Source organism: Geodermatophilus telluris (assembly GCF_900102745.1).
GTDB lineage: Bacteria > Actinomycetota > Actinomycetes > Mycobacteriales > Geodermatophilaceae > Geodermatophilus > Geodermatophilus telluris.
In genome coordinates, this window is sequence record NZ_FMZF01000002.1 from 547,990 (window position 1) to 574,355 (window position 26,366).

The following is a 26,366-nucleotide window of genomic DNA, read 5'->3' on the forward strand; positions in this document are numbered from 1 at the left end:
AAGATACTTGGCAGCGTGCATCTCGCCGCCGTTCGGTGTGGCAGGCTGGGGCGCGTGATCGGGCGGGACGGCGTCGACGAGATCCGCGAGCAGTGGGCCGGGGAGCGGCCCGACCTCGACACGGAGGCCATGGCGGTGTTCGGGCGGATCTACCGCGCGGCGCGGCTGGCCGGGGACGTGCAGGAGCGCTGCTACGCCCGCTTCGGCATCACGCGGGCGGACTTCGACGTTCTCGCGACCCTGCGCCGCGCGGCCGGGCCCGAGGGCCTCTCGCCGGGCCGGCTGACCGCGGCGCTCATGCTGAGCACCGGCGGGACGACCAGTCGGCTCGACCGGCTGGAGCGGGCCGGCCACCTCGTCCGCGTGCCCGACCCGGCCGACCGGCGGGCGCTGCTGGTGCGGCTGACCGACAGCGGCCGGGCGCTGATCGACGAGGCGGTCACCGCCGGGCTGGCCGAGCAGCAGCGGCTGCTCAGCGACCTGTCCCCGGCCCGCCTGCGCCGGGTGGACGACGACCTGCGCGACCTGCTCGCCTCGGTGGAGCGGCACGCGACCGAGAGCCGGGAGGACTGAGGCGACCGTGATCGAACTGCGCACCGCGGGGGAGCTCGACGCCATGCGCGCGGCCGGGGCGGTGGTGGCCGACATGCTGGCCGCCGTCCGGGCCGCGGCCGCGCCGGGCGTGCGGCTCACCCAGCTCGACGAGGTGGCCCGCGACGTGCTGGCCGCGGCCGGGGCGACGTCCCCGTTCCTCGGCTACGCCCCGCTGCCGACCACCCCGCCGTTCCCGGGCGTGGTGTGCCTGTCGGTCAACGACGTGGCGCTGCACGGCATCCCCACCCCGCAGGTGCTCGAGGACGGCGACCTGCTCAGCGTGGACGCCGGCGCCACGCTCGACGGCTGGGTCGGCGACTCGGCGACCACCTTCCCGGTGGGTGCGCCGCGGTCGGAGGACCTGCGGCTGGTCGACACCGCGCAGCGGGCGCTGGAGGCGGGCATCGCCGCGGCCGTCGTCGGCAACCGGGTCGGCGACGTGTCCGCCGCGATCGGGGCGGTCGGCCGGGCCGGAGGTTGCGGGATCAACACCGACCAGGGCGGGCACGGCGTCGGCCGGTCGATGCACGAGCCGCCGAGCGTGCCCAACGAGGGGCGCGCCGGGCGGGGGGTGCCGCTGCGCGCCGGGCTGGTGATCGCGATCGAGCCGTGGTTCCTCGCCGGCGGCTCCGACGACTACCGGGTCGACGCCGACGGGTGGACGCTGCGCAGCGCCGACGGCAGCCGCGCCGCGCACGTGGAGCACACGGTCGCCGTCACCGAGGACGGCCCGCGCGTGCTGACCGCGCCGCGCTGACCGCCCGGCCGCCGGAGCGGGCCGGGTCCTCCGACCGCAGACGCGTCCCGCTCGGAGCCCTACGGTCCCCCCGTCCGACGTGGCCACACTGCGTGAGGGGGACGGCGATGACGGACGACACCCGCACCGTCGTGGAGGCGTACCTGGGGGCGCTGCTCCACGGTGCCGAGTTCGAGCGGTTCCTCGCCTCCGACGTCGTCTGGACGACCACGGAGACCGGACAGGAGACCCGTGGGCGGCGGGCGGTCCGGGACCTGATCGTCGGCCTGCACACCCAGGTCTTCGACGCCCGCCCGGAGCTCGTGGCCCTGGTCTGTGGTGGGGGGACCGCGATGGTCGAGGCGGTCTTCGATGCGACGCACACCGGGGACTTCGCCGGTGTGCCGGCGAGCGGAGCCCACGTCCGCATCCCGTACGCGGTGGCCTACGACGTGGGCGACGGGGTCGTCACCGCGCTCCGGGCGTACGTCCCCATGGCGGCGCTCCGCGCCGGACTCGCGGGAGCCGGCCGGCCGGCGGACGCGGTGCCGGCCTCCTGAGCACCGGGACCCCGGGTGGGGACTCGAACAGATCGAGGCCTCGATCGCGGCCGGGGGTCACATCGCGCACGGATCCGTCGTGATGGGCCATCCGGGCCGAGCATCATGGCCCTGTGGTCGCGCAGGGGGTGGAGGCGCTCCAGGTGGTCCTGAGCAGCCTGCGGACTGAGATCGGGGTGCCGGTTCTCGTCGCGCAGCACCCCGGGGCGAGTTCGTGGCGGCTGGACGAGGTGCTGGCTCGCACCTCGCGGCCCGACCGGTCCGCCGCCACCCACCGCGCCACGTACGGCGTCCTGCCGAGCCACACCCCGCGCACCTGAGCGCCGGGGCACGAGCCAGTGGAGGAACGCGTCATGGCCACGGGGACCCCCATCCCAGCGCGGCGCTTCCGGTACACCACGGCCGACCGGATGGAGGCCAGCGACTTCCTCGACCGCGCCTACGGGGCGCGGCTGCGGCTGGGCGGCTTCCCTGACACCGGCCCGCTGGTGACCCTCGACCAGGTACAGGCCGGAGCGCTCACCCTCGTCGACTTCCGGCTGGCGTCCGATCTCGTCTTCGAGGCCACGGGCCAGGACGACGTCATGATCAACACCGTCCTCGACGGGAGCATGGTCTACGACAGCGGCAAGGCCGGCCACGGCTTCCGGCCCGGAGACGTCGGCATCGGCAACCACCCCCACATGAAGGACCTGGTGGCCCGGTCCCACGCCCTGCACCTGCACACCGTCGGCCTGCCGGCCTCCCTGCTCACCGAGGTGGCCGGCCGCGACCCCGCGGAGGACGGCTCGTCGTGGGAGCTGCTGTCCCTGCGGCCCGTCGACGGCGGCGACGGACGGTGGCGCCGGACCACCCGGTTCGTCGACGACCTGCTCGCCGAGCCCGAGACCGCCGCGTCGCCGCTGCTGCTCGGGCCGGCCGCGCGGCTGCTCGCGGCCACCGCCCTGACGATCTTCCCGAACACCGCCGTGGCCGACCCCGCGGCCGCCGACAGCCTCGACGCCCACCCCGGCACGCTGCGGCGCGCGACCGAGTTCATCGACTCGCACCCCGACCTCGACATCGGCGTCGCCGACATCGCCCGCGCCGCCTCCGTCACCCCGCGCGCGGTGCAGCTGGCCTTCCGCCGGCACCTGGACACCACGCCGACCGCCTACCTGCGCCAGGTGCGGCTGGCCCAGGCGCACCGGCAGCTACGCGACGCCACCTCCGGCGACGGGGTCACCGTGACCGCCGTCGCCGCCCGGTGGGGGTTCACCCCCAGCCGGTTCACCGAGCACTACCGCGCCGCCTACGGCGTGCTGCCCAGCCACACCCTGCGCACCTGACCCGCCCTGTGCGGCCAGCAGCCGGCGGCTCCAGGCCCCGGCGCAGCTGCTCCACCCGCTGCCGGCCGTCGCGGGCCTCGACGACGCGCGGGGCCGCGGAGCGCCGGGCCGACTGGGCCGCCGCGGCGCGACGCGCCGCCACCTCGGCCCGGTCCCTGGGCGCCGCGCGCGGGGACCCCGCCTGCGCTCAGGGGCGCCCCGCCTGTTCGAGACGACCGACCGCGCGCGACCACCCGCCATCAGCGGACGGGCCGGCCGGGGGCGGCGCCGATCGACCGGTCACAGGGCCGCACATCGTGGAGGTGTCGGTTCGCCTGGCGGGACCTGCCGGTCAGTGCCTGGCGGAACCGGGCGCGGCAGCGCGCGTCCACATCTGCAGCGCCAGGCGGCGGTGGTCGTCGGCTCGCGCGCGCGCCCACGCCGCCCGGTCCTCGTTCGGCGCGGGCGAGTCGGCGATGCCGACGGCGGCGTCCGCGGCGGCAGCCATGTCGTCATAGCTCAACGCCACGGCCGCGAAAGTCGTGGCGGCCGCCCGGATCGCCTCGGCGGCCTGCTGGACGGCAGCGGCGTGCCGCTGAGCGAGCAGCGATCGCTCCGGCGCCACCGTCATGACCCGATCGTGAGCGGGGGACGAACGGTCGGCTAGCACCGCAAGCGAAGGCTGGGACGTGCGGATTCGCCCCCGCGCGAAGCGGCGCCGGCCATCGTGGTCCTGCGGCGAGTGACAGGCGGTGACAGCTCGCCCTGGGGCAGCTGGGCTCCCGGTCCCTCCTCCGGAGGTACGCAGCGAGCGTCCCCAGGAATCCGTCAGTTCAGGGGCGCCGATCTCGGCCGCATCGAGTCGATCTCCGTCGCCGCTCAGCGACGCACCGGAACAGCGTGCAGAGGCGGCTGGACGGCGGGACGCTGGCGGTATGGCATCGAAGGACCGGCCCGCTGGTGCGGACGGCCTGGGGAAGGACGACGTGGCTCGCAAGGCATGGCGGCAGCGCCACCTCGCCGCGGAGCTGGACGAGCGGCGAAAGCAGGTCGGCGAATCGCTCGCTGCGACCGCCGGCGACATCGCCGCAACCGAGGGGAGGATCGCGAAGACGCTCGACGCGGTGGCGAGAAACCGGCCGGACAGGGCTGCTCACCTCCATGAGCTGGCCGAACACGCGCGCGCGCAGGAGCACATCGAGACGTCGAACGCGGAGCGGCGTCACGAACGTGCCCGGTCCGACTGCCCGGAGCAGTAGCGCCGCTGCAAGTGCCACGAGCGAAGAGAGCTGAGACGCCAGGTTCTTCGTCCCGGTCCTCGGCTGGACCGGGCTCCGCTGGGGAGAGACGGCCGCCCTCCGCGTCCGGCGGGTCGACCTCCTCCGCGGCCGCATCGAGGTGGCCGAGTCGGTGACCGAGGTCGAGGGGAGCTCGATCTTCGGGCCCCCAGTCCCACGTGCGCCGCTGCGGGTCGGCAACTCCCGGCGCGACCGGTTCGACCGCGCGGCCGGCGCCGTGGGGCCGGCCGGCCTCGTGCCGCTCGAGCTGCGGCACACCGCGGCCTCCCTCGCCATCGCCTCCGGCGCCTCCATCAGGGGCGTCCAGTCGACGCTCGGGGACGCATCGGCGGCGATGACTCTCGACCGCTGGGGCCACCTCGTCGGCGACGAGCTGGACGCCGTCGCGGAGCGGATGGACGCCGCTCGTGCGGACTGGATGCGGACCGAGGGCTCCGGCGGGAGCGACCGCCGGTCAGCGGGCTGAGCGGATCAGTGTGCTGACCAGCGGCTTCGCTGGTGCCCCCGGCAGGATTCGAACCTGCGACACACGGTTTAGGAAACCGATGCTCTATCCCCTGAGCTACGGGGGCTCACCGGCCGCCGGCCGGGTGGGGACTGCCGCACGAGGTTAGCGGGACTGCCCCCGGCGCCTCCGGCTGGCTACCGTCGGTCCATGGTGGTCCTGCTGGCCGAGCTGCTGGTCCTCCTGCTCCTGGCCGGCCTGCTGCTCTACGGGCTGGGCGTGTGGTCGGCGCGCCCCGCGCTGCCCGCGGGCACCCGGCCGCCCGTGCGCCGCCGCCCGCGGCGGTCCGGCGCCGTCCTGGCCCGGTGGGCGCCGGCGCACGACGAGGTCGACGGGCGGACGCGGGTGCTGCTGCGCCGCTCGTACCCCGGCCCCGACGGGCTGCCGGTCGTGCTGGAGGACCGGGTCTACACGGCCTTCGCGTCGGACGACCCGGCCTGGGAGGCGCGCTTCACCGAGGCGATGTCGGCCGCGCGGTTCCGCTGCTCGTTCCTGAACGCCGAGGACTCCGCGGACTGAGCGGCCTCGGCGGCCGTCTCCTCCACCAGCCGCACGATCGTCCGCGGCCGGTCCGACTGCGGTGCGTGCCCGGCCCACAGCAGCGGCACGAACCGGGACCCGGGGACCAGCGGCAGGTAGCGCACCGTCTGGCCCGAGGAGATCCAGTCGGCCACGCCCTGCACGAGGGTGACCGGGCAGTCGATGCGGTCCAGGCCGCGCGGGACGTCGAGCAGCAGCCCCCACAGCAGCGTGCGCCACCAGTCGCGGGCGTCGGCGAACCCCTCGCGGGCGCCGATCGCCTCCTCGGGGGAGGTGGACCACGGACGGGCCTTGAGCGGCGCCAGCAGCGCCGCTCGGCCCAGCGCCGAGCGGGACAGCGGCCCGACCAGCTGCGCGCCGGTGCGCATGACCACGCGGGCCAGCGCCATGCCGGTCCCCTGCACGACCCGCTCCGGCGGCACGTTGAGCCCAGACGGCGCGATCGCCACCACCGACCGGGCCCGGCCGCGGCGTGCCAGCTCGATCGCCACCCGGGCGCCCAGCGAGTTGCCGAGCACGTGCACCCGGCCGATGCCCTCGTCGTCCAGCGTGCGCTCCACGGCGTCGGTGACCGCGGCGACGGTGGGCCGCTGTGCCAGGGCCGGCGACCGGCCCACCCCGGGGAGGTCGACGTCGACGACGTCGAAGCGCTCGGTCAGCGCGGGGAGGACGGCGGCGAAGTCGCGGCGCGAGCTGCCCCAGCCGTGCAGCAGCAGGAGGGGCTCGCCGGAGCCGGCTCGGGTGCGGGAGAGCGTCGGGGTCACCCATCCGGTCTACCCAGGGGGCGGTCCGGGCTCCCGGTGAGACCTGTCACGTCCCCGCGCTCGGCTGTGGACGGCGGACCGCGGTGTGGACGGCGGACCGGACGGCGTCGGCGGCTCGCCCGAGCCTGGCCTCCCACCGATCGAGGAGGCACCCGTGGAGATCAGCACACCCGAGGAGATGGAGCAGCACCTCGCCGCCGTGGGGGTGGCGCTCACCGCGCCGGAGCCGGCCGAGGGCGTGCTCTGCTACGCCGAGCGCATGCTCACCGGCTTCGGCTGCGACGGCACACTGCGCTGGGCCCGGCGGTGGCGCGACCTCCGGGTGCCCCGGGCCACCGGCCAAGAGCGGCGGCTGGGGTCGCGCGGCGGGCACTGCGACTGCGAGGTCTTCCTCAACGGCTGGACGCTGCGCGAGGACCTCTGGGTCGACGACGAGGACGGCGCCCCCACCTGGCCGGCCGAGCGCCCGCCGTGCGCGGGAGTCGGCCCGCGCTCGTCGCAGCCCTGCGGCAACGGGCGGCCCTGGCGCCGCGACCGCTGGTGACGAGGGCAGGATGGAGGCCATGGGACAGGTCGTGGCCACCGCCGAACGCGTCGTCGCAGCCCCGGCGGACCGGGTGCGCGCCGGCCTCGCCGACTACCTGGGCACCCGCTCGCGCGTGCTGCCCGAGCAGTTCAGCGAGTACCGGGTGGAGGCCGGCGGCACGGGCGCGGGCACCCGCGTGCACTGGCGGTTCGCCGCGACCTCCAAGCGGGTCCGCGAGCAGGAGGTCGAGGTCAGCGAGCCCGACGGGACGCTCGTCGAGCGCGACACCCGCTCCTCGATGGTCACGACCTGGACCGTCGTCCCGACCGGCGCTGACCGCAGCACCGTGCGGGTGCGCACCACCTGGGACGGCGCCGGCGGCGTCGGCGGGTTCTTCGAGCGGACCTTCGCCCCCGGGGGGCTGCGCCGGGTCTACGACGACCTGCTCGGCCGGCTGGAGCGGGAGCTGGCCACCGCCGCCTGAGGTCGCGGCGCGGGTGGCCGCGGCGGGGGACCATGGGCCGGTGAGCGCCGCCCTCCCCGCCGTCGAGCCGCCCCGGACCGCGGTCCCCGGTCTCGACGAGCTGGCCGACCTGGTCGCCGACGGCGACGTCCTCGTCCTGTCCGGCGCCGGGCTGTCCACCGACTCCGGCATCCCCGACTACCGGGGCGCCTCCGGCTCGCTGCGCCGGCACACGCCGATGACCTGGCAGACCTTCCGCCGCGACCCGCGCGGCCGGCACCGCTACTGGGCGCGCAGCTACGTGGGCTGGCCGCAGATGGCCGCCGCCCGGCCCAACGCCGGTCACTCCGCCGTCGCCCGGCTGCAGCGGGCCGGGCTGCTCGGCGGCGTGGTGACCCAGAACGTCGACGGGCTGCACCAGGCCGCCGGCGCCCGCGACGTCGTGGAACTGCACGGCGGGCTGGACCGCACCGTCTGCCTGGCCTGCGGCGACGTCGCCGGTCGCGCCGGGCTGCACCGCCGGCTGCGGGCTGCCAACCCCGGGTTCGGCCCGCGCGTGGACGAGGTGAACCCCGACGGCGACGCCGAGCTGCCCGACGAGGTGCTCGACGGCTTCGTGATGGTCGACTGCACCGCGTGCGGCGGCGGCCCGCTCAAGCCCGACGTCGTCTTCTTCGGCGAGACGGTGCCGCGCGACCGGGTGGACGCCTGCTTCCGGCTGCTCGAGGACTCCGGCAGCCTGCTGGTCCTCGGCTCCTCCCTCACGGTCATGAGCGGCTACCGCTTCGTGCTGCGCGCCGCGGAACTCGGCATCCCGGTCGGCGTGGTGAACCTGGGCCCCACCCGCGGCGACGCCAAGGTCGACGTCAAGGTGGACGCCCCGCTGGGCGCGGTGCTGCCCGAGCTCGCCCGCCGCTGCGGCGCGTGACCCGCCGGGAGGTCGAGCACACCGACGACGGCCGCTGGCTGGTCGTCGACGGGCGGCGGTGGCGGGCGGCCGACCCGTCGCTGCCCGACGACGTCCGCGCCCGGCTGCTCTCGCACCTGGGCAGGGCCCGCTCGGCGGTGCGCACGGGCGCCGACCCGGCCGCCGTCCGGGCCGCCCGCGACCGGGTGCAGCTGGCCAAGACCGGCCTCGGCGAGCGCGGGCCGGCGTGGTGGGAGCAGGACGACGAGGCCCGTCACGCCCGCTGGGAGGCGGCGCTGGCCGCGCTCGACGCGACCGGCGGTTGACGCCTCCCCGGGACGGGCAGGAAGACCCGCGATGCAGACCTTCCTGCCGGTGGCCGACTTCGCGGAGAGCGCGCGGCTGCTCGACTCGCCGCGCCTGGGCAAGCAGCGGGTGGAGACGCTGCAGGTGCTGCGCGCCCTCGAGCTGCCCGACTACGGCTGGACCTCGCACCCGGTCGTGCACATGTGGCGCGGGCGGACGGCGGCGCTGGTCGTCTACGGCCTGGCCATGGTGCGCGTGTGGCGCGAGCGCGGGTTCGCCGACAGCACGCACACGCTGATCGCCGAGTTCGCGCCCGACGTCGAGGGCGCCACCCAGGACGAGCTCGCCCGCGCCGGCCTGCTGCCCTCGTGGGTGGGCGACGAGGCGGTGCACCGCTCGCACCGGTCGAACCTGCTGGCCAAGGACCCGGACTTCTACCGGCCGCTGTTCCAGCCGCTGTTCGGCGCCGAGCCCGACGACCTGCCCTACCTGTGGCCGGGCGCCGACGAGGTACCGCCCGCCCCCGAGCCCGAGGGGACCCGGGTGTGGGTCGTGCGGCCGCGGGCGCACAACGAGCTGGGCGCGTGTCTGGCCGCCGGCGTCGTCGGGCTGGGCACCCAGTCGGGGGTCGACGTGGACGCCACCGGGCTCTCGCCGGCGGAGCTGCGGGCCCTGGCCAGGGAGCTCTCCGGACGGCGGCCGAGCAAGGACCTGCGGCAGCTGTCGACCTTCCTCGACGAGATCCGCCCCGGTGACCCGGTGGCGCTGCCGATCGAGCACGGCGCCGGGCTGCTGGTGGGGGAGGTCCTCGGCGACTACCTGTTCCAGGGCCGCGAGCTGCTGCCGCACCGCCGGCCGGCCCGCTGGGACCGCGTGGTGCCCCGCGCCGCGGCCCGCCCGCCGGCCACCCTGCAGGACCCGCGGGCGCTGTTCTCCGTCGTCCTGGACCCCGACGTCCTGCCACCGGCGCTCGCCGGCACCACCTACCGGGAGCCCGCCCTGCCGCTGGTGTAGCCGGCGCGCACCACGGTGGTCCACGCCTCCCGGTGCAGTCGCCGCAGCTCCAGCCACGGCGCGAGCTCGGCGTCGGCCGGGCCGCCCATCGCGTCCAGCGCGGCCCGGCCGTCGAGCCGGGAGGTCAGGCGCAGGCAGGCGAGGTCCCACGCGACCGGGCCGGCGCAGGTGTCCTCGAGGTCGGTCCACCGCCACCCGTCCGGTGTGGCCAGCAGGTTGCCGGGGTGCGCGTCGCCGTGCAGCACCTGGCCGGGGCCGCCCGCCAACCGGGGCCGCAGCCGCGCGACCCGCTGCGCCACCTGCGCGCGGACGGCGGCCGGCACGCCCCACTCGCCGGCGTGCTCGGAGAAGGCGGCGAGGTCGTCGAGCGGGGTGTCCAGCGGCGTGCCCGTGGTGCGGACGTCGCGCAGCGCGGCATGCAGGTCCGCGAGCGCGGCGGCCACCTCGGCCGGCCCCGGGGCCCGCGGCAGCACCTCGACGTGCCGCCAGAAGGTCAGCACCAGGCCGCCGTGCTCGTGCGGTCCGGGCGGCAGCAGGTCGCTCGGCGCGACCACCGCGGCGCCGGCCGCCGTCAGCGCCGCGCCGAGGGCGACCTCGCGACCGGCCGGTCGACGGGGGTCGCGGCGCAGCAGCGGGGTCAGCGTGGCGACCCGCGCGACCACCGGGGCCGGCGCGAGGTGCACCACGGCGTTGACGCCGTCGTGCAGCACCCGCGGCTCGCGCACCCGGACGCCGTGCGTGGCGGCCACCGCGGAGGCGGTGGCCGCCGCGCGGTCGGCGCGGGTGCTCACCCCTCCGGCAGCGGCACGTTCTGCAGCCGGACCTGGCCGCGGGCGACGAGCTTGCCGTCCTCGGCGCGGGTCAGCTGCACCAGCCACAGCTGCAGGGTGCGTCCCTGCTGCACCGGCTCGGCGAGCACGTGCAGCCGGCCGGCGGTCACCGGCCGCAGGAAGTCGGTGCTGTTGTTGACCCCGACGGCGAACTGGCCGCGGTCGGCGACCGCGACGCTCGCGCCGATCGAGGCCGCCGACTCGATGACCGCGCAGTAGACGCCGCCGTGCACGACGCCCCACGGCGTGTGCTGGTCGGGGCCCAGCTCGACGGTCCCGGTCACCCGGGTGCCGGTCATCTCGTCGGGCTCGAAGCCGGTGGCGGCGACGAAGGCGCTGCTCGACGCGCGGTCCACCCGGGGCAGCTCCGGCCCGCTCACGCGGCGTCCCACACCAGGCAGAACGGGTGGCCCACCGGGTCGGCGTAGACGCGGAAGTCCCCGCCGCCGCCCGGCAGCTTCCGCGCCCCGAGCGCCAGCGCCCGCGGCTCGGCCTCGTCGACGTCGGCCACGTAGACGTCGAGGTGGAACTGCTGCGGCCGGGCGGGGTCGGGCCAGTCCGGGGGCACCAGGTCCGGGGCCTGCTGGAAGGCCAGCCGGTACCCGCGGCCGGTGACCACGACCCAGTCGTCGCCCGGCCCGCCCCTGCTCACCTCCATCCCGAGCAGGTCGGCGTAGAAGGTGGCGAGCGCGTGCGCGTCGGGCGCGTCGATCACGACGGAGTGGAGCTGACCGATCATGGTCCCCATCCTGCTGGCTGCCGGGGCCGCGCACCCGCCGGGGACCGGCCGTCCTCCGCCGGGATCCGGCCGGGAGGCAGGATCGGACCCGTGACCGCACCCCCTCCGCCCGTGCTCGGCTCGCTGACCTGGGTCCCCGCCGCCGACCGGCCCGACCTGCTCGGGGAGCCCGTGGTCGCGGCGCTGCCCGCGCTGCCCGGGCCGGTCTGGGTCGCCCCGGTCGACGACGACCTGGCCGACACCGCCGCCTTCACCGAGGCCTACGGGGTGCCGCTCGAGGCGTCGGCCAACTGCGTGGTCGTCGCCGCGCGGCGCGCCGGGCAGACGACGCTGGCCGCCTGCGTCGTGCTGGCCACCACCCGCGCCGACGTCAACGGCCTGGTCCGGCGGCACCTGGGCGCGCGCAAGGCGTCCTTCGCCCCGCAGGACGTGGCCGTCGCCGAGACGGGGATGGCCTACGGCGGCATCACGCCGGTCGGCCTGCCGGGGTCGTGGCCGGTGCTGGTCGACGCGGCGGTGGCCGCCGCCGACCTCGTCGTCGTCGGCTCGGGCACGCGCGGCGCCAAGCTCGCCCTGCCGGGCGCGGCGCTGGCCGGGCTGGCGGCCGCGGAGGTGGTCGAGGGGCTCGGGCTGCCGGTGCAGGAGGCCCCGGCACCGGCGCCGGTCGCCGCGGCGGAGCGGGCGCCCGACGACCGCGACGTGGGCTGGGGCGAGCGGCCCGACGAGCGCGAGGACGACCGGCGCTACCTGGAGGACCGGCCCCCGCACTGGGGCAGCGACTGACCACGGCGGACCGGCTGCGACCGGCCGGCTGCGACGGACCGGCTACAGCGCCGTCGTCCCCGGGCCGCCCGGCGTCCCGCCCGGCGGGGTGGCCTGCTGCGCCCGCAGCAGGTCGCGGATCTCGGCGAGCAGCTCGACCTGGGTGGGCGCCACCGGCCCGGGCTCCTCACCCCGCGCCCGCCGCTCGGCGATGGTGCGCAGCGGCAGCACGACCACGAAGTAGACGACCGCGGCGGTCAGCACGAAGGTGATCACCTGGCTGACGAACGCGCCGTAGGTGAAGTCCTGGCCGTCCACCGTGAACCGGCCGCCCACCTCGCCGCCACCGGTGACCAGCCCGATCAGCGGGGTGAGGAACGAGTCGGCGAAGGCGTCGACGACCGCGGTGAACGCCGCCCCGATGACCACCGCGACGGCCAGCTCGACCACGTTGCCGCGCAGCAGGAAGTCCTTGAATCCCCTCAGCACGGCGCCCATCACCTCACGGCGGCCCGGGCAGGCTCAACGTGAGCGTGGCGGTGGTGGCGGCAGCGGCGAGTGTGGCGGCGGTGGCCTCGTCGACGGCGAGCACGAGCAGCCCGCCGTCGTCGCCCTGCGGGGCGGCGAGCACGAGCGCGGCCCGGGCGACCACCTCCGCCCGCGGCGCGCCCGGGGCGGTGGCCAGCACGTCGACGCGGTCGCCGGCGCCGGCCAGCCCGGCGACGGCGAGGTCGGCCAGGCGGACCGGCGCGGCCACCTGTCCGTCGGGGAGCAGCGCGGTCAGGCCGGGGCCGAGCAGGCGGACGTCGGTGACCGGCTCCCCGGCCCGCACCGGTGCGGCGAGCACCCGCCCGGCGAGCGCGGCGGGGTCGGTCGCCGACCCGGCGGGGACGGCGCCGGCCGGCAGCTCGGTGGTGGCCAGCTCCGCCGTCGTCAGGACCGCGCCGGCGGGCAGGTCGCCGGCGGCGGTGACCACCGGGGTCCCCGGTGGCGGCGCCGCGGCGGGCGCGGGTGGCGGCCGCAGGGCGAGCACGAGCGCCCCGGCGACGAGGGCCGCGGCGAGGCAGCGGCGCAGCAGCAGGACGGGGGAGCGGGGTCGGCGCAGGCGCGGCACGGACCCAGGCTGGCCGGGACGCACCCTCCGGCGGTGCCCCGCCGGAGGGCTGTGGACGGCGCTCCGGGCTGTGGACGCGCTCCCGTCAGGAGGCGGCGGCCTTCGACCCGCTGGAGGTGGACGACGAGCCGCTCGACGAGGTGGCGGCCGCCTCCTTCTTCGGCGTCGCCGTCGTCGAGGACGAGGAGTCCGACGACGAGGTCGAGGACGACGAGCCCGCCGACTCCGAGGAGGAGGCCTTCGACCGGCTGTCGGTGCGGTAGAAACCCGAGCCCTTGAACACGACGCCGACCGAGCCGTAGACCTTGCGCACCGGGGTGCCGCAGGTCGGGCACTCGGCGACGGGGGCGTCGGTGAAGGACTGCACGACCTCGAACTCGTGCTTGCCCTCGGGGTTGGTGCAGGCGTACTGGTACGTGGGCACGGCGGCTCTCCTGGTCGTGCAGGGGCGGGCGGGTCCGGCACCCGCCACGGGGCTGGCACTCGGGACCCTCGACTGCCAATGATGCGCCACGCGGCCCGCGCCGTCCACGTCCGGTGACCCGTTCGCGGTCCGCGTCGTCGCCGACCGGCGTCCCGGGAGGCGGAACGGGTCCGTACGCGCCGGTAACCTGCCGCGCGTGACGCAGCCCTGGCTCGACGAGACGCAGCAGCGCGCGTGGCGGGCGTGGCTGACCGCCGCGGAGCTCCTGCCGCGCGAGCTCGACGCCCAGCTCCAGCGCGACGCCGGGCTCACCCACGCCGCCTACACCGTGCTGGCGATGCTCTCGGAGGCGCCGGGGCGCAGCCGGCGGATGAGCGACCTCGCCCGGCGGGCCAACCAGTCGCAGAGCCGGCTGTCGCACACCGTCGCCCGGCTCGAGGCCCGCGGCTGGGTGCGCCGTGAGCGCTCCGCCGACGACGGCCGGGGCAACGTCGCGGTCCTCACCGACGCGGGCTGGGACGTCGTCCGGTCGGTCGCGCCGGGGCACGTCGCCGCGGTGCGGGCCGCGCTGTTCGACCCGCTGACGGAGCAGCAGACGCGGGCGCTGTGCGAGGTGCTCGAGGCCGTCGTCCAGGGCCTGGACCCCGACGCCAGCCGTCGGGTGGCGCACGGCAGCGACGTCGTCCGCTGACCCCCTTCCCGAGGAGGTGGGGCGCGACTAGGTTGCGCCCCGTGGGAGCGCGACTGGCCGCCTACCTGAGCTACCGCGACGCCCCGGCCGCCCTGCGCTGGCTGGAGGCCGTGGGCTTCACCGTCGTCCGGCGGTCCGACGCCGAGGACGGCACGGTGGCCCACTCCGAGGTCCGCTGCGACGACGTCGTCCTCATGGTCGCGAGCTACGACGCCGACTACACCCGGCCCCCGCTGGTCGGGCAGTCCACGGGCTCGGGGCTCTACCTGGTGCTCGACGACGCGGGCGACGTCGACGACCGCTTCGCCCGCGGGGTGGCCGCCGGCGGCACCGCCGTCCTCGCCCCGCAGGACACCGAGTGGGGCACCCGCCGCGCCCGCCTGCTCGACCCCGAGGGCCAGGAGTGGAGCTTCGGGACCTACGCGCCCGGCAGCACCTGGTAGCCCGCCGTGCCCGACGCCGAGCAGGTGTCCTGCCCCGAGCGGGCGGCCTGGGCGGGGCCGGCTGGAGCAGCACGCGGCGACCTCGGGCGGGGTGCGGCTGGTGTTCGACGAGGGCCCGGGGGCGGGTGACGACGGTCGTCGCCGAGGCCGCTGAGGAGCGCCGCGCCAACCGGTGGCGCCAGTCGTCGGGCAGCCGCTGACCCCGTCCTCCCTCACCGCAGCGCGTCCGACCCGACCGTGGGACGTCGGGTAGGACGCTCGATGATCAGGTCACCTGATCATCGCCCGGCGCGGCGTCACGAGGTCAGCCAGGCCCGGACCGCCTCGTCCGAGCCGCCGAGCACCGGCGGGGCGCCGTGGTCGCGGCGGGTGGTCTCGGTCTCGCCGTCGGGACCCGGGGCGAAGAAGCGCAGCGGCGGGCCGGGCAGCTGCAACCGGCCGAGCGTGGCGTGGTCGACGTCGACCAGCAGGCCCTGCGACCGGGTCTGCTCCCAGCCGTAGACCTCGTCGATCGTGCGCACCTTGCCCGCGGGGACGCCGGCCGCGGCCAGCCGGGCGAGCAGGGTCTCCGGCTCGATGCCGGCGAACACGTCCTCGAGCAGCGCGATCACCCGCTGCCGGTTGCCCACCCGCTCGCCGTTGGTGGCCAGGCCCTCGGCCTCCGGGTCCAGCCCGAACTCGGCGCACAGCCGCCGCCACAGCCCCTCCGACCCGCAGGACAGCTGCACGCTGCCGTCCTTGCAGCGGAACAGCCCGTAGGGCGCGATCGAGGGGTGGTGGTTGCCCTGCGCGCGGCCGACCTGCCCGCCGACTGTCCACGCCGTCCCCTGGAAGGCGTGCACGCCGACGATCGCGGCCAGCAGCGAGGTGCGCACCACCTGCCCGCGACCGGTGCGCTCCCGCTCGTGCAGCGCGGCGAGCACGCCGTAGGCGCCGTACATGCCGGCCAGCAGGTCGCCGATCGGCACGCCGACCCGCTGCGGGTCGTCCGGGCCCGGGCCGGTCAGCGACATCAGCCCGGCCTCGCCCTGCGCGATCTGGTCGTAGCCGGCCCGGGTGCCCTCGGGGCCGTCGTGGCCGAAGCCGCTGATGGAGAGGGTGACCAGCCGCGGGTTGAGCTCGGCGAGCACGTCGGTGCCGAAGCCGAGGCGGGCCAGCGTGCCGGGGCGGAAGTTCTCCAGCAGCACGTCGGCGCGGCGCACCAGTTCGCGCAGCAGCTCCTTGTCGCCCTCGTCCTTCAGGTCGAGGGTCACCGACTCCTTGTTGCGGTTGGCCGACAGGAAGTACGTCGACTCGCGGTCGCCTTCGTCGGGCTGCACGAACGGCGGGCCCCAGCCGCGGGTGTCGTCCCCGCTGCCGGGGTTCTCCACCTTGATCACCCGGGCGCCCAGGTCGCCGAGCATCATCGCCGCGTGCGGGCCGGCCAGCGCGCGGGTCAGGTCGACGACGAGCACGCCGTCCAGCGGTCCGGTCACGACAGCCCTCCGGGGGTCTCTAGAGCCAGCCGGGGACGACGAAGACCAGCCAGGCCAGGAACGGCCCGACGACCACGACGATCCCGGAGTAGGCGAGGATCTGCTTGTAGAAGCGGTCCCGGTCGACGTCCTGCGCGTTGGCCAGCACCAGCGCGCCGTTGGTCGAGAACGGGCTCACGTCGACGATCGTGGAGGCGACCGACAGCGCCACCACCACGCCCACCGCGCCGATCGAGCCCTCCTGCAGGAAGGGCACGGCCAGCGCGATGGCGACGCCGATGATCGCCGTCGACGACGCGAAGGCCGACACCACCCCGCCGATGTAGGCCAGCAGCAGCGCGATGAGCAGCGGCACGCCGAGGCCGATGACGGCCTCGCCGACGTAGTCGATCGTGCCGGCCTCCTGCAGCACGAACACGAAGGTCAGCACGCCGGCGATGAGCAGCACCGTCGACCAGCTGATCTGGCTGACCGCGCCCTTGTGCCGGGCGGCGGCGAACAGCGCCAGCACCGTGGCCACGGTGATCGACACGAAGCCGATGTCGAGGTCGAAGACCAGCGCGAGGACCGCGACGGCGGCCAGCCCGACGAGGGTGAGCACCTGGTCGAGGGTCACCCGCGGGGACGGCTGCGCCGCGGCGTCGTCACCGACGTCGTCGCCGTCCCCGCCGCCCACCGCGGGCCCGGGCGGGGCGCCGTGGCCGCGCACGGGGGTGGTCACGGCGCGCTCGGCGTCCGCGTGCCCGGCCCCGGCCGGCACGGTCGCGCTCACCCGGCGGCCGATCAGCTGCCGCCCGCCGAGGACGAGGAAGAGCACCAGCGCGATGGCCAGGTTGAACAGCAGGCTGCCCAGGAAGACGGCGAGCTCGTTGCCGGGCAGGCCCTCCTGGTCGACGATCTCGTTGACCGTGACGCCGTAGACGCTGATCGGCGAGAAGCCGCCGCCCTGCGCGCCGTGGATGACCATCATGCCCATGAGCAGCGGGTTGATCCCGTACCGCCCGGCGAAGCCCAGCGCGATCGGGGCGATGATCGCCACCGCGGCGGGGGAGAGCGCGCCGATGGCGGTGAGCAGCGCGGTCACCGCGAACATGACCCACGGGATCGCGGCCACGTACCCGCCGACCAGGCGCACCGCGCCGCGCACCAGCAGGTCGACGGTGCCGTTGTTCTGCGCGATGGCGAACAGGTAGGTGACGCCGATCAGCGTCACCACCAGCTCGGCGGGGAAGCCGGCCAGGATGTCGTCGGTGCTCAGCCCGACCGACAGCGTGCCCACCAGGAACGCCGCCACGAACGCCAGCGCGCCCATGTTGATCGGCAGGAACGTGGCGATCGCGAAGATCGCCACGAGCGCCAGGATGGTGACGATCTCCGGTGACACACGGCCTCCCTGCCCTGCCCGACGGGTCGGCCCACCGTGTCACCTACCGGCGGGTACGGCCTCCCAGCCCCCTGCCGGGGTGACCACGGCGCTCACCGGACGGTCGTGGTCGAGCGCCGGCAGCCGGTCGACGAGCTCGTCGTCGAAGACCAGCGCGACCACGACGGCGTCGTGCCGCACGTGCCGCAGCGCCCGGTCGTAGTAGCCGCCGCCGCGGCCCAGCCGCGTGCCCGTCCGGTCGACGGCGAGCGCGGGGACGACGACGACCTCGGCGGCGCCGATCGCCGTCGGTCCCAGGCGCGGCCCGACCGGCTCGAGCAGCCCGAAGCGGCCCGGCGCCAGCCGGCCGGTGTCGACCGCCCAGTGCAGCTGCGCGTCGCCGTCGGGGACCACCGGCAGCAGCACCCGCGCGCCCAGCTGGGTGAACGCGGCCGGGAGGCGCCCGTGGCCCGGCTCGGTCTCGTCGGGCACGAAGGCCGCCAGCGTCCGCACCCGCGCCAGCTGCCGCAGCAACGCGGTGGTGACGGCGGCCGCGGCCGTCGCCCGGTCGGTGGGGGAGCGGTCCCGGCGCTGGGCGCGGAACCGGTCGCGCAGCGCCGCCTTGACCGGTTCTGCGTCCTGCGGGGCGGTCACCGCAGCAGGCTAGAGCCCGCCGCGGACCGCCCGGCGCGTCGGCCGCGCCTCCCCGCTGCCGCGCGCGCCGTCCCCGGCCGCCCGGCGGTCCGGCGCCGCCCGGTGGCTAGGCTCCGGGTGTGCAGAGCTCGCGGACCCGCCCGGCGCGCAAGGCCGTCATCCCCGTCGCCGGGATGGGCACCCGGTTCCTCCCCGCCACCAAGGCGGTGCCCAAGGAGCTGCTGCCGGTCGTCGACCGCCCGGCCCTGCAGTACATCGTCGAGGAGGCCGCGCGGGCGGGCCTGGCCGAGGTCCTCATGGTCACCGGGCGCAACAAGGCCGCGATCGAGGACTACTTCGACCGCACGCCCGAGCTCGAGGCGGCCCTGGAGAAGAAGGGCGACGCCGCCCGGCTGGCCGCCGTCGCCGAGTCCACCGACGTGGCGCAGGTGCACTTCGTCCGGCAGGGCGAGGCCCGCGGCCTGGGCCACGCCGTGCTGCAGGCGGCCGCCTTCGTCGGCGACGAGCCCTTCGCGGTGCTGCTCGGCGACGACCTGATCGACGCGCGCGACCACCTGCTCGAGCAGATGCTCGCGGTGCAGGCCGAGCACGGCGGCTCGGTGATCGCGCTGCTCGACGTCGGCGCCGAGAACATCGACAAGTACGGCGCGGTCGCCATCGAGGAGGACGTCCAGGAGGGCGTCGTCACCATCACCGGCCTGGTGGAGAAGCCGCCGGTCGACGAGGCGCCGAGCAGCCTGGCGATCATCGGCCGCTACGTCCTCTCGCCCGAGGTGTTCGCGGTGCTGCGGGAGACCGCGCCCGGCCGCGGCGGGGAGATCCAGCTGACCGACGCGCTGGCCACCCTGGTCGAGCGTGGCGAGCCGCTGCACGGCGTGGTCTTCGACGGCCGCCGGTACGACACCGGGGACAAGCTCGACTACCTCAAGGCGGTGGTCCGGCTGGCCGCCGAGCGGGAGGACCTCGGCCCGGCGCTGCGCTCCTGGCTGACCGAGTTCGTGGCCGACCTGCCCGCCGAGGGCGCGTCGCAGGCCTGACCCGGCCCCCGCAGGGGGGACCATCGAGGCGATGAGCGAGTACAGCCCGGGCGGGGCCCCGGCGGCACCCCGGGACACGACGGCGCTGGACCTGCGCAGCGGCGCGACCGTCGACCCGCCCGCCGTGCACGCGACCGCGCAGATCGACCGCGGGCAGGTCCCCCCGCCGCGCCCGGCGCCCGAGCCGGAGCCGGAGCTGCGGTCGGTGGAGGCGCACCTCGACGAGATCCTGGCCGCCGTCCCGCAGCCGGAGCCGATCGAGCTCGCCGTCCTCGACGCGCAGGGCCTGCTCTGCGCCGAGGAGGTGGTCAGCGCCCGCGCCCTGCCGGCCTTCGACCAGGCCGCCCTCGACGGCTACGCCGTCCGCGCGGAGGACGTCGTCGCCGCCGCGCCCGACGCGCCGGTCGAGCTCGCCGTGGTGGGGGAGACCGTCGCCGGGGCGGCCGGCCTGACGTCGCTGGCCCCGGGGCTGGCGCAGAAGGTCTCCGCCGGGGCGATGCTGCCCGCCGGCGCCGACGTCGTCGTCCCGGCCGTGTGGACCGACGGCGGCGTCGTGCGGGTGCAGGTGCACGCCGGCCCGGCCGCGGGCAGCTACGTGCGCCGGGCCGGCGACGACGTCTCGCCCGGCACCGCCGCCGTCCACGTCGGGACGCCGATCGGCCCGGCGCAGATCAGCCTGCTGGCCGCCGTCGGCCGCGACCGGGTGCAGGTGCGCCCGCGGCCGCGGGTCGCCGTCCTGTCGGCGGGCAGCGAGCTGGTCGACATCACCACCCAGCCGGCGCCGGGCCAGGTGGTCGACGTCAACACCTACGCGCTGGCCGCCGCCGCCCGCGACGCCGGGGCCTCCGCGTACCGCTGGGGGATCCTGCCCACCGAGCGCCGCCGGCTGACCGAGGTGCTGGAGAGCCAGCTGCTGCGCAGCGACCTGGTGCTCATCGCCGGCACGCACGCCGCCGAGGGCGACCTCGTGCAGGAGGTGCTCGCCGAGCTGGGCCCGATGCGCTTCCGTCAGGTGACGATGCACCCCGGCGCGGTGCAGGGCTTCGGCCGGCTGGGCCGCGACGAGGTGCCGGTGATCTGCGTGCCGGGCGAGCCGGTGGCGGCGCTGGTCTCCTTCGAGGTCTTCGTGCGTCCGGCGATCCGCTCGATGCTCGGGAAGCGGCAGCTGTTCCGGCGCACGGTGCAGGCGATCTCGGCCGAGCGGCTGGTCTCGCCGCTGGGCTACCGGCAGTACCTGCACGGCCAGGTCATGCGCCACCCCGACGGCGGCTACGTCGTCGAGCCGCTCGGGGACGGCGAGGAGGCGCTGCTGGCCCGGATGGCCCGCGCCAACTGCCTGATCGTCCTGGACGAGGACGTCACCGAGGTCGCCGAGGGCGGGCTGGTGACCGTCATGCCGCTGCTGCTGGGCGGCTGAGCTGGACCTCGACCCGCTGCAGCACCCCGGCTGGCCCGCCCGCCTGGCGTACGGGCCGGTCGAGCTGCACCCGCTGCGCCGCGGTGACGCCGCGGAGTGGAGCCGGCTGCGGCTGGCCAACGAGAGCTGGCTGCGGCCGTGGGAGCCCTCGGCCGGGGTGGCGTGGTCGGTGCGGCACACGCCCGCGGCCTACCGGGCGATGCGCCGCTCGGTGGCCCGGCGCGCCCGCAGCGGGGGCTCGCTGCCCTTCGCCGTCCGGGTGGAGGGGCGGCTGGCCGGGCAGGTGACCGTGGACAACGTGGTGCGCGGCGCGCTGCGCTCGGGGTCGCTGGGCTACTGGATCGACCGCGGCGTGGCCGGCCGGGGGATGGCCTCGCTGGCGGTGGCGCTGGTGTGCGACCACGCCTTCGGCCCGGCCGGGCTGCACCGGCTGCAGGCCGACATCCGGCCGGAGAACCAGCCCAGCCAGCGGCTGGTCGAGCGGCTCGGCTTCCGCCGCGAGGGCCTGCTGCGCCGCTACCTCGACATCGACGGCGACTGGCGCGACCACCTGTCCTACGCGCTGCTGGCGGAGGACCTCCCGGGCGGCGTGCTGGGCCACTGGCTGTCCTCGGCGTCCCGCACCTAGCACGCTGACCGAGCGTGTCCGGATGACTCCGTGTCGACACGCCGCCCGCGTCGCCCCTTCCGTCCCACAACACTCCCGCGACACGCCCGCGCGCCTCCCTCTCCCGGGTGGGGCGCGTGCATAACCTGCCGCGGCAAGTGACTCGTGTGACGGGTGGTGTTCTCGATGGGGTCAGGCGTGCTGCTCGCCGCTCTGGTCGTGCTGTGGTTCGTGGTGCTGGTGCCCATGGTGGTGACCCGCGACACGTCCTCGACCCGTGCGGAGGTCGCCGAGGGCCGGACGCTGCAGCGCCGGCGGGCCGGTGACCCGGTCCGCTCCGCGGCGACCGAGCGGGTCTCGGTCGACCGCGAGACGCTGCGCCGCACCGGCGAGCTGCGGGTCGACGTGCACGCCGTCCGCCGGCGCACGCTGGCCGGGCTGGTGACGCTGACGGCGCTGGCGCTGGCCGGTGCGCTGCTCGTCTCGCCGTGGCTGTGGCTGCTGCAGGGGCTGCTCGACGTCGCCCTGGTCGGCTACCTCGTGGTGCTGCGCGCCGCCGTCCGCCGCGAGCAGGCCGCCGCCCGCCGCGCCGCCCGCGCCGCCGCCCGCGTGCGCCCCGCCGCCCGGCCGGCCCCGCGGCCGGTCGCCGAGCCGCTGCGCGCCGAGCCCGTGGTGGAGGAGGTGCACCACACCGTCGGCCTGCCGCACCCGAGCCTGCCGCTCGCCCCGGTGCACCCGCTGCGCCCCGGTCGCGTCGTCGCCGCCCGGACGCCGGCGCCGGCCGGCTGGCAGGACAGCGCCGTCGTGGGCCTCGACGACGACGACATCGGTTTCGCCGACGTCGACCTCTACCAGCCCCGCGTCGTCAACGGCTGACAGAAGGACCCCCCTGCCCCCCGCCCCTCGCAGGCTCGCGGCGGGACCCTGCAGGGGGGCCACCGACCGGCGCCGCCCCCGTCGCGGCGCCGGGACGGGCGGGCGGTAAGCTCGTCCGCGTCGGGGCTGTAGCGCAGTCCGGTAGCGCACCTCGTTCGCATCGAGGGGGTCAGGGGTTCGAATCCCCTCAGCTCCACCCGTCCCGACCCAGGCCGGGCCCACCAGGGCCCGGCCTGGGTCGTCTCCGGGGCCGTGTGGCCGTGGCCCCCTCACCCCTCCCTCACCCGGTCGGGTGACCCCTCTCGCCGTCGCCCTCAGTGGTCGTCCCCGCGCGCCGATGCCTGCTGTGTCCAGCACGCAGACCCCCCTGCGTCACTCCACGTGAAGGAGGCATCGTGCGCGTCTCCCTGCGCCGCGGTCGCCGATCCGTGCTGGCCGGCGCGGTCCCCGTGGGTCTGGTGCTGAGCATGGCGCTCACCTGGAGCTCGACCCACGCGGCCTTCTCGGCCAGCACCAACAACCCGGGCAACTCCTGGCAGACCGGCAGCGTCGTGCTGGCCGACAACGACAGCAACACGGCGCTGTTCCAGAGCACCGTGGAGGTCGGCCTCGTCCCCGGGGCCGCGAAGTCCCGCTGCATCCGGCTCGACTACACCGGCGACGTCACCGCCGACATCCGGATGTACGTCGGCCTGCCCACTGGCGGTGTGACCACCCTCGACACCTTCCTGGTCATGAGCGTGGAGCGCGGGCAGAACGTCAGCGCGTCGACCGCGGTGGCCCCCGACTGCAGCACCGGGTTCACCCAGAACGCCACCCGGACGTTCCTGTTCAACACCGCCCAGGCCAACGACCCCGCCGCCGACCAGGCGGCCACGCTCGCCGCGCTGCGCAGCCGTGCCGACTACGGCACCGGGCTGTCGCTGGGCGCCCCGGTCGCCCCGGGGACGTCGCTGACCCTGCGCGTCTCCTACTCGGTGATGGACAACAACAACGCGCAGCGGACCCGCTCCGACGCCACCATCACGTGGGAAGCGCGCAACACGTGAGCACGCCCGCCGCTCCCTCGTGGGCGTCCCGGGCCGCGGCCACCGGCCGGATCGCGGTGGCGGTCGTCCTGGTGGCCGTCGCCGGCCTGGGCGTCCTCGCCCTGGCCCCCCGGCTCGTCGGCTTCGAGGGCCACGTGGTCGTCTCCGGCTCGATGGCCCCGCGGCTCGCCGAGGGCGACGTGGTGCTGACCCGCCCGGTCGCCGTGGCCGACCTCGAGCCGGGGCAGATCCTGCTGTTCCCCGACCCCTCGGGTGCCGACCGGCTGGTGGTGCACCGGCTGGTGTCGTTCGACGACAGCGGCGCCCTGGTCACCCGCGGCGACGCCAACCAGAGCAACGACACCACGCACGTGCCGGCGGCCAGCGTCATCGGCCAGGTGCAGCTGCGGGTGCCCTACGTCGGCCTCCCCGCGTACTGGCGGGCCGAGGGCCGGTGGGGCTCCATCGGGGTGACCGCCGTCCTGCTCGCCGCGGCCGCCGTCGTCGTGGCCGGCCGCTCCGGCGACGCCCGGGGCCGCACCACCGCCGACCGCGGGTCCGCGCCGCGGGGTCGCACCACCGCCGACCGGCTCTCCGCCGCCGCGACGGTGCGCCCCGCCGTCTGACCCGTCGGCCGCCCCGCTCAACAACCACGCCGCGGAGCCGATGAGACCAGGAGGCCCGTACCGCGCCGGGGAGGAGGACAGCGTGCGCCGAGCACCCCAGGGCACGCCCCGGCGCGCCGCCGCCTGGCTCGTCGGTGCCGCCCTGTTCGCCGCCCTCGCCGCCGAGGGGCTGCCGGTGGCGACCACCCCCGCCGCCGCCGGCACGAGCGCGGTCAGCCTGGTCGACGACCGCGGCGGTGCCGCGCTGTTCACCTCCACCGGCCTGACCCCGGGGCGCACCGAGAGCGCCTGCGTGGCCCTGGCGGTCACCGGTTCGGCCGAGTCGCTCGGCGAGGTCGAGCTCAGCGCCACCGGGACCGGCGGCGACCTCGCCCCGTACCTGCGGGTCGGCATCGAGGCCGGCACCCTGGCCGACCCGTCCCGGTGCGCCACGTTCAGCGGCGTGCCTGTCTGGAGCGGGACGCTCGCCCAGCTGCCCACCGACGCCACCGCCGGCATCCCCACGGGCTGGCGACCGGACTCGGCGTCCCGGGCGGTCTTCCGGCTCACCGTGTCCGTCCCCGACGACCCCCGGGCGCAGGGCCGCCGCGCGGCGGCCACCTTCGTCTGGGCGCTCGACGTCGAGCCCCACCCGCCGGCGCCGGCGCCCACCTCCTCGCCGGTCGCGGCCCGCACCCCGGAGCCGTCGCCGACCCCCACGCCGACCCCGACCCCCACACCGGAGCCGACGCCGGAGGTGCTCCCCGCACCCACTCCCGAGCCGACGCCCACGCCGGAGGTCCCGAGCCCGACGCCGCTCCCGTCGGACGAGCCGCCGCCGACCAGCGACGTCGTCGAGGCCGAGCCGCTGGAGGCCCCGCCGGCGACGGTCGCCGAGGCGGTCGCGCAGGCGGTCGCCCAGGTGGCCGCCGCGGTGGGGGAGACCGCGGTCGCCGTCGCCCAGGACGGCCAGTTCCCGCTCGGGCTGGTGGGCGTGGTGGTCGGCTTCCTCTTCGTCCAGGGCCGGCTCGACCGGCGGGACCCCAAGCTGACGCTCGCCCGGGTCAGCACCGACGTGCACGACTTCCAGGACTTCCCCCGAACGCCGAGGACCACGACATGAGCTCCGACCCGGGCGCCGCCTCCTCGTCCGCACCCCAGGACCTCGACCTCCTGCCGCTGGCCGACCGGCTGCGGTGGCTGCTGGCCGTCCGCACCGGCCTGGTCGTCGCGCTGCCCCTCGCGGCCTGGCCGCTCACCCGGACGGCGCAGACGCTGCCCCTGGAGTACCTCGTGCTCCCCGGGGTGGCCCTGCTGGCGTTCGGGCTGCTGCTGCAGAGGCTGTCGGGCCGGGGGCGCCGGTGGGCCGTCCTGGCGATCACCGTGCCGCTCATCCTCGACGCGGTCCACCTCGGGTGGGCGCTCTACGTCACCGGGGGCATCGGCAGCCCCGTCGTCTACGTGATCGTCCTGCACGTGCTGGCCGTCTCGCTGCTCGGCTCGTTCCGCAGCGGCCTGAAGCTGGCCCTGTGGCACTCGCTCGTCGTCATGTGCGTGCTCGAGGGCATCACCACCGGCTCGCTGCCCGCGCGTGGCGTCGAGGGCTTCGACACGATCACCTACAGCGTCTTCCTGACCGTGGTGTGGGTGACCGCGGTGACCACCGCCGTCCTCGGCGCGGTCAGCGAGCGCGAGCTGCGCCGTCGCCGCTACGACGAGGAGGCGCTGCGCCGGCTCGCGGCCGCGCTGCACGAGGCGGAGAGCACCACCGCGGTCGCCGAGGCGCTGCTCGACTTCACCGTCGACGCGGCCGACGCCGCCGTCGCCGCGGTGCACTGCCACGTGCCCGCCGGCAACGCCGGCCCGGCCGTCGACCTGGCGCTGCGCCGGCGCGGCGACGACGAGGTCGAGGTGCTGCGGGAGGTCGGCGCGCCCACCGAGGGCTCCCTGCTCGACGAGGTCGGCCGGCGCGGCAGCACCTTCCTCGCCGCGATGACCGCCCCCGACCCGTGGGTCGACGAGGTGCTCGACGGCGCCCGCCGCGTCGTGGCCATCCCGTTCGGCCTCGACGGCCAGGGCAGCGGCGTGCTCACCTTCACCGACGACGCCCGCACCGGGTCGCGCATCCAGCAGCGCCGGGTGGGCGTCGCCGAGCAGGCCGTGGCCCACGCCGCCACCGCCTTCGCCCGCGTGGCGCTGCTCGAGCACCTGCAGCGCAGCGCGCTCACCGACGGCCTCACCGGGGTGTCCAACCGCCGGGCGTTCGACGCCGCGCTGGACCGGGAGCTGTCGCTGGCCGCCCGCACCGACGCGCCGCTGGCGGTGCTGATCTTCGACCTCGACCACTTCAAGAAGCTCAACGACACCTTCGGCCACCAGGCCGGCGACGACGTCCTGCGCGGCGTCGGCGCGGCGCTGCGGACCAGCGCGCGACTCGGCGACGTCGTCGCCCGCTACGGCGGTGAGGAGTTCGCCGTGGTCATGCCCGGGGCCCAGGCCGACGACGCGATCGCCTTCGCGCGGCGCATCCGCACGGTGCTGGCCGGCGTGGAGGCGCCGCGCACGATCACCGCCAGCGTCGGCATCGCCTGCCACCGCGGGCCCGGGGTCGCGGCCGCCGACCTGCTCGGCGCCGCGGACACGGCCCTCTACGCGTCGAAGGCCGGCGGACGCGACCAGGCCCGCATGGCCGGCGTCGAGGGACCGGTCAGCGGGGTGGAGGTCGACGACCCGGTCGTGCCGGTGCAGTACCCGTGGCAGGAGCCGGCCGCGGCGCACTGA

Annotated in this window: 35 protein-coding genes and 2 tRNA genes; 25 read left to right on the forward strand and 12 right to left on the reverse strand. The window is 76.6% G+C overall.

Going from position 1 to position 26,366, the window contains the following annotated elements; translation table 11 throughout:
* Window positions 1-54 precede the first annotated feature (54 nt).
* From BLQ97_RS07825 to BLQ97_RS07845, 5 genes are all read left to right on the forward strand, one after another.
* Window positions 55-573 carry a MarR family winged helix-turn-helix transcriptional regulator gene (locus BLQ97_RS07825; protein WP_217637093.1) on the forward strand — a complete coding sequence of 173 codons (519 nt, stop codon included), beginning with the start codon at window positions 55-57 and terminating at the stop codon, window positions 571-573.
* A gap of 7 nt (window positions 574-580) precedes the next feature.
* The gene (map, locus tag BLQ97_RS07830) at window positions 581-1,351 is read left to right on the forward strand and encodes a type I methionyl aminopeptidase (protein WP_091364908.1); all 771 of its coding nucleotides are present in this window, start codon (window positions 581-583) and stop codon (window positions 1,349-1,351) included.
* 107 nt (window positions 1,352-1,458) lie between these two features.
* Entirely contained in the window at window positions 1,459-1,890 is a 432-nt protein-coding gene (locus BLQ97_RS07835) for an ester cyclase (protein WP_091364910.1), read from the forward strand.
* A 113-nt stretch (window positions 1,891-2,003) separates the two neighbouring features.
* Entirely contained in the window at window positions 2,004-2,210 is a 207-nt protein-coding gene (locus tag BLQ97_RS07840) for a hypothetical protein (protein WP_091364912.1), read from the forward strand.
* Between the two features lie 33 nt (window positions 2,211-2,243).
* Window positions 2,244-3,218: a helix-turn-helix transcriptional regulator gene (locus BLQ97_RS07845; protein ID WP_091364914.1), complete on the forward strand. Its 975-nt coding sequence runs from the start codon at window positions 2,244-2,246 to the stop codon at window positions 3,216-3,218.
* Window positions 3,219-3,549: 331 nt separating this feature from the next.
* Here BLQ97_RS07845 and BLQ97_RS07850 read toward each other — a convergent pair whose 3' ends face one another.
* Window positions 3,550-3,828 (reverse strand): hypothetical protein, encoded by a 279-nt coding sequence (locus BLQ97_RS07850; protein WP_091364916.1) that lies wholly within the window; start codon window positions 3,826-3,828, stop codon window positions 3,550-3,552.
* Window positions 3,829-4,132: 304 nt separating this feature from the next.
* On the opposite strand from BLQ97_RS07850, the gene BLQ97_RS07855 reads away from it, so the two are divergent.
* Together BLQ97_RS07855 and BLQ97_RS07860 are read left to right on the forward strand one after the other, a co-directional pair.
* Window positions 4,133-4,456, forward strand: coding sequence for a hypothetical protein (locus tag BLQ97_RS07855; RefSeq protein ID WP_091364918.1), 324 nt, complete (start codon window positions 4,133-4,135; stop codon window positions 4,454-4,456).
* A 151-nt stretch (window positions 4,457-4,607) separates the two neighbouring features.
* Entirely contained in the window at window positions 4,608-4,961 is a 354-nt protein-coding gene (locus tag BLQ97_RS07860; protein WP_245691956.1) for a site-specific integrase, read from the forward strand.
* A 30-nt stretch (window positions 4,962-4,991) separates the two neighbouring features.
* Here BLQ97_RS07860 and BLQ97_RS07865 read toward each other — a convergent pair.
* Window positions 4,992-5,067 (reverse strand) — tRNA-Arg (locus tag BLQ97_RS07865).
* A gap of 83 nt (window positions 5,068-5,150) precedes the next feature.
* Here BLQ97_RS07865 and BLQ97_RS07870 point away from each other — a divergent pair.
* Window positions 5,151-5,519 (forward strand): hypothetical protein, encoded by a 369-nt coding sequence (locus tag BLQ97_RS07870; protein ID WP_091364919.1) that lies wholly within the window; start codon window positions 5,151-5,153, stop codon window positions 5,517-5,519.
* Here BLQ97_RS07870 and BLQ97_RS07875 read toward each other — a convergent pair.
* Window positions 5,408-6,304: an alpha/beta fold hydrolase gene (locus BLQ97_RS07875; protein ID WP_091364921.1), complete on the reverse strand. Its 897-nt coding sequence runs from the start codon at window positions 6,302-6,304 to the stop codon at window positions 5,408-5,410. The two genes, BLQ97_RS07870 and BLQ97_RS07875, sit on opposite strands and share 112 nt — an antisense overlap.
* Before the next feature lie 154 nt (window positions 6,305-6,458).
* Here BLQ97_RS07875 and BLQ97_RS07880 point away from each other — a divergent pair, with 154 nt between their 5' ends.
* Genes BLQ97_RS07880 through BLQ97_RS07900 form a run of 5 tightly spaced genes read left to right on the forward strand, consistent with a single transcriptional unit; the run spans window position 6,459 to window position 9,520 of the window.
* The gene (locus BLQ97_RS07880; protein WP_245691957.1) at window positions 6,459-6,848 is read left to right on the forward strand and encodes a DUF2695 domain-containing protein; all 390 of its coding nucleotides are present in this window, start codon (window positions 6,459-6,461) and stop codon (window positions 6,846-6,848) included.
* 19 nt (window positions 6,849-6,867) lie between these two features.
* Window positions 6,868-7,314, forward strand: a complete 447-nt coding sequence (locus BLQ97_RS07885; RefSeq protein ID WP_091365767.1) for an SRPBCC family protein — start codon at window positions 6,868-6,870, stop codon at window positions 7,312-7,314.
* Between the two features lie 40 nt (window positions 7,315-7,354).
* A complete protein-coding gene (locus BLQ97_RS07890) occupies window positions 7,355-8,221 on the forward strand; it encodes an NAD-dependent protein deacetylase (RefSeq protein ID WP_245691958.1) in 867 nt (288 codons plus the stop codon).
* Window positions 8,218-8,526: a biopolymer transporter Tol gene (locus tag BLQ97_RS07895; protein WP_091364924.1), complete on the forward strand. Its 309-nt coding sequence runs from the start codon at window positions 8,218-8,220 to the stop codon at window positions 8,524-8,526. Before BLQ97_RS07890 ends, BLQ97_RS07895 begins: the two co-directional genes overlap by 4 nt.
* Before the next feature lie 31 nt (window positions 8,527-8,557).
* On the forward strand, window positions 8,558-9,520 hold the full coding sequence (locus tag BLQ97_RS07900) for an MSMEG_6728 family protein (protein WP_091364926.1): 963 nt from the start codon (window positions 8,558-8,560) through the stop codon (window positions 9,518-9,520).
* Here BLQ97_RS07900 and BLQ97_RS07905 read toward each other — a convergent pair.
* From BLQ97_RS07905 to BLQ97_RS07915, 3 genes are read right to left on the reverse strand one after another with little or no spacing between them, the layout of a single operon-like run.
* The gene (locus tag BLQ97_RS07905; RefSeq protein ID WP_091364928.1) at window positions 9,490-10,311 is read right to left on the reverse strand and encodes a phosphotransferase family protein; all 822 of its coding nucleotides are present in this window, start codon (window positions 10,309-10,311) and stop codon (window positions 9,490-9,492) included. The genes BLQ97_RS07900 and BLQ97_RS07905 overlap by 31 nt on opposite strands.
* Window positions 10,308-10,730: a PaaI family thioesterase gene (locus BLQ97_RS07910; RefSeq protein WP_217637094.1), complete on the reverse strand. Its 423-nt coding sequence runs from the start codon at window positions 10,728-10,730 to the stop codon at window positions 10,308-10,310. The genes BLQ97_RS07905 and BLQ97_RS07910 overlap by 4 nt, the downstream gene beginning before the upstream one ends.
* A complete protein-coding gene (locus BLQ97_RS07915; RefSeq protein WP_175471636.1) occupies window positions 10,727-11,089 on the reverse strand; it encodes a VOC family protein in 363 nt (120 codons plus the stop codon). Before BLQ97_RS07915 ends, BLQ97_RS07910 begins: the two co-directional genes overlap by 4 nt.
* Window positions 11,090-11,179: 90 nt before the next feature.
* On the opposite strand from BLQ97_RS07915, the gene BLQ97_RS07920 reads away from it, so the two are divergent.
* Complete coding sequence (locus BLQ97_RS07920) at window positions 11,180-11,872, forward strand: YbaK/EbsC family protein (RefSeq protein WP_091364932.1); 693 nt, start codon at window positions 11,180-11,182, stop codon at window positions 11,870-11,872.
* Window positions 11,873-11,914: 42 nt separating this feature from the next.
* On the opposite strand, the gene mscL is transcribed toward BLQ97_RS07920, so the two are convergent.
* From mscL to BLQ97_RS07935, 3 genes are all read right to left on the reverse strand, one after another.
* Complete coding sequence (gene mscL / locus BLQ97_RS07925; RefSeq protein ID WP_139173568.1) at window positions 11,915-12,340, reverse strand: large conductance mechanosensitive channel protein MscL; 426 nt, start codon at window positions 12,338-12,340, stop codon at window positions 11,915-11,917.
* Between the two features lie 13 nt (window positions 12,341-12,353).
* Window positions 12,354-12,965 (reverse strand): Flp pilus assembly protein CpaB, encoded by a 612-nt coding sequence (gene cpaB / locus BLQ97_RS07930; RefSeq protein WP_091364935.1) that lies wholly within the window; start codon window positions 12,963-12,965, stop codon window positions 12,354-12,356.
* A gap of 85 nt (window positions 12,966-13,050) precedes the next feature.
* Window positions 13,051-13,389 carry an FmdB family zinc ribbon protein gene (locus BLQ97_RS07935; protein WP_091364937.1) on the reverse strand — a complete coding sequence of 113 codons (339 nt, stop codon included), beginning with the start codon at window positions 13,387-13,389 and terminating at the stop codon, window positions 13,051-13,053.
* A gap of 196 nt (window positions 13,390-13,585) precedes the next feature.
* On the opposite strand from BLQ97_RS07935, the gene BLQ97_RS07940 reads away from it, so the two are divergent.
* Window positions 13,586-14,080, forward strand: a complete 495-nt coding sequence (locus tag BLQ97_RS07940; RefSeq protein ID WP_091364939.1) for a MarR family winged helix-turn-helix transcriptional regulator — start codon at window positions 13,586-13,588, stop codon at window positions 14,078-14,080.
* 41 nt (window positions 14,081-14,121) lie between these two features.
* Entirely contained in the window at window positions 14,122-14,523 is a 402-nt protein-coding gene (locus BLQ97_RS07945; RefSeq protein WP_175471637.1) for a VOC family protein, read from the forward strand.
* 296 nt (window positions 14,524-14,819) lie between these two features.
* Here the strand turns inward: BLQ97_RS07945 and BLQ97_RS07950 are convergent, their stop codons facing one another.
* From BLQ97_RS07950 to BLQ97_RS07960, 3 genes are read right to left on the reverse strand one after another with little or no spacing between them, the layout of a single operon-like run.
* On the reverse strand, window positions 14,820-15,998 hold the full coding sequence (locus BLQ97_RS07950) for a CaiB/BaiF CoA transferase family protein (protein WP_091364941.1): 1,179 nt from the start codon (window positions 15,996-15,998) through the stop codon (window positions 14,820-14,822).
* Window positions 15,999-16,017: 19 nt separating this feature from the next.
* The gene (locus BLQ97_RS07955) at window positions 16,018-17,382 is read right to left on the reverse strand and encodes an SLC13 family permease (protein ID WP_091364943.1); all 1,365 of its coding nucleotides are present in this window, start codon (window positions 17,380-17,382) and stop codon (window positions 16,018-16,020) included.
* A gap of 39 nt (window positions 17,383-17,421) precedes the next feature.
* Window positions 17,422-18,015, reverse strand: a complete 594-nt coding sequence (locus BLQ97_RS07960; protein WP_091364945.1) for a 5-formyltetrahydrofolate cyclo-ligase — start codon at window positions 18,013-18,015, stop codon at window positions 17,422-17,424.
* 119 nt (window positions 18,016-18,134) lie between these two features.
* Here BLQ97_RS07960 and galU point away from each other — a divergent pair, with 119 nt between their 5' ends.
* The 9 genes from galU (at window position 18,135) to BLQ97_RS08000 (ending at window position 26,366) form a co-directional block, all read left to right on the forward strand.
* Window positions 18,135-19,052, forward strand: a complete 918-nt coding sequence (gene galU / locus BLQ97_RS07965; RefSeq protein WP_091364947.1) for a UTP--glucose-1-phosphate uridylyltransferase GalU — start codon at window positions 18,135-18,137, stop codon at window positions 19,050-19,052.
* Between the two features lie 31 nt (window positions 19,053-19,083).
* Window positions 19,084-20,469, forward strand: coding sequence for a molybdotransferase-like divisome protein Glp (gene glp, locus BLQ97_RS07970; protein WP_175471638.1), 1,386 nt, complete (start codon window positions 19,084-19,086; stop codon window positions 20,467-20,469).
* A gap of 73 nt (window positions 20,470-20,542) precedes the next feature.
* A complete protein-coding gene (locus tag BLQ97_RS07975; RefSeq protein ID WP_281181393.1) occupies window positions 20,543-21,097 on the forward strand; it encodes a GNAT family N-acetyltransferase in 555 nt (184 codons plus the stop codon).
* Between the two features lie 177 nt (window positions 21,098-21,274).
* Window positions 21,275-21,952: a hypothetical protein gene (locus BLQ97_RS23255; RefSeq protein ID WP_245691960.1), complete on the forward strand. Its 678-nt coding sequence runs from the start codon at window positions 21,275-21,277 to the stop codon at window positions 21,950-21,952.
* A gap of 122 nt (window positions 21,953-22,074) precedes the next feature.
* Window positions 22,075-22,148 (forward strand) — tRNA-Ala (locus BLQ97_RS07985).
* A 199-nt stretch (window positions 22,149-22,347) separates the two neighbouring features.
* Window positions 22,348-23,001, forward strand: coding sequence for a hypothetical protein (locus BLQ97_RS23260; protein WP_175471639.1), 654 nt, complete (start codon window positions 22,348-22,350; stop codon window positions 22,999-23,001).
* Window positions 22,998-23,606, forward strand: a complete 609-nt coding sequence (locus tag BLQ97_RS07990) for a signal peptidase I (protein WP_175471640.1) — start codon at window positions 22,998-23,000, stop codon at window positions 23,604-23,606. Before BLQ97_RS23260 ends, BLQ97_RS07990 begins: the two co-directional genes overlap by 4 nt.
* Window positions 23,607-23,688: 82 nt before the next feature.
* Window positions 23,689-24,708 (forward strand): hypothetical protein, encoded by a 1,020-nt coding sequence (locus BLQ97_RS23265; RefSeq protein WP_091364952.1) that lies wholly within the window; start codon window positions 23,689-23,691, stop codon window positions 24,706-24,708.
* The gene (locus BLQ97_RS08000) at window positions 24,705-26,366 is read left to right on the forward strand and encodes a GGDEF domain-containing protein (protein WP_091364953.1); all 1,662 of its coding nucleotides are present in this window, start codon (window positions 24,705-24,707) and stop codon (window positions 26,364-26,366) included. Before BLQ97_RS23265 ends, BLQ97_RS08000 begins: the two co-directional genes overlap by 4 nt.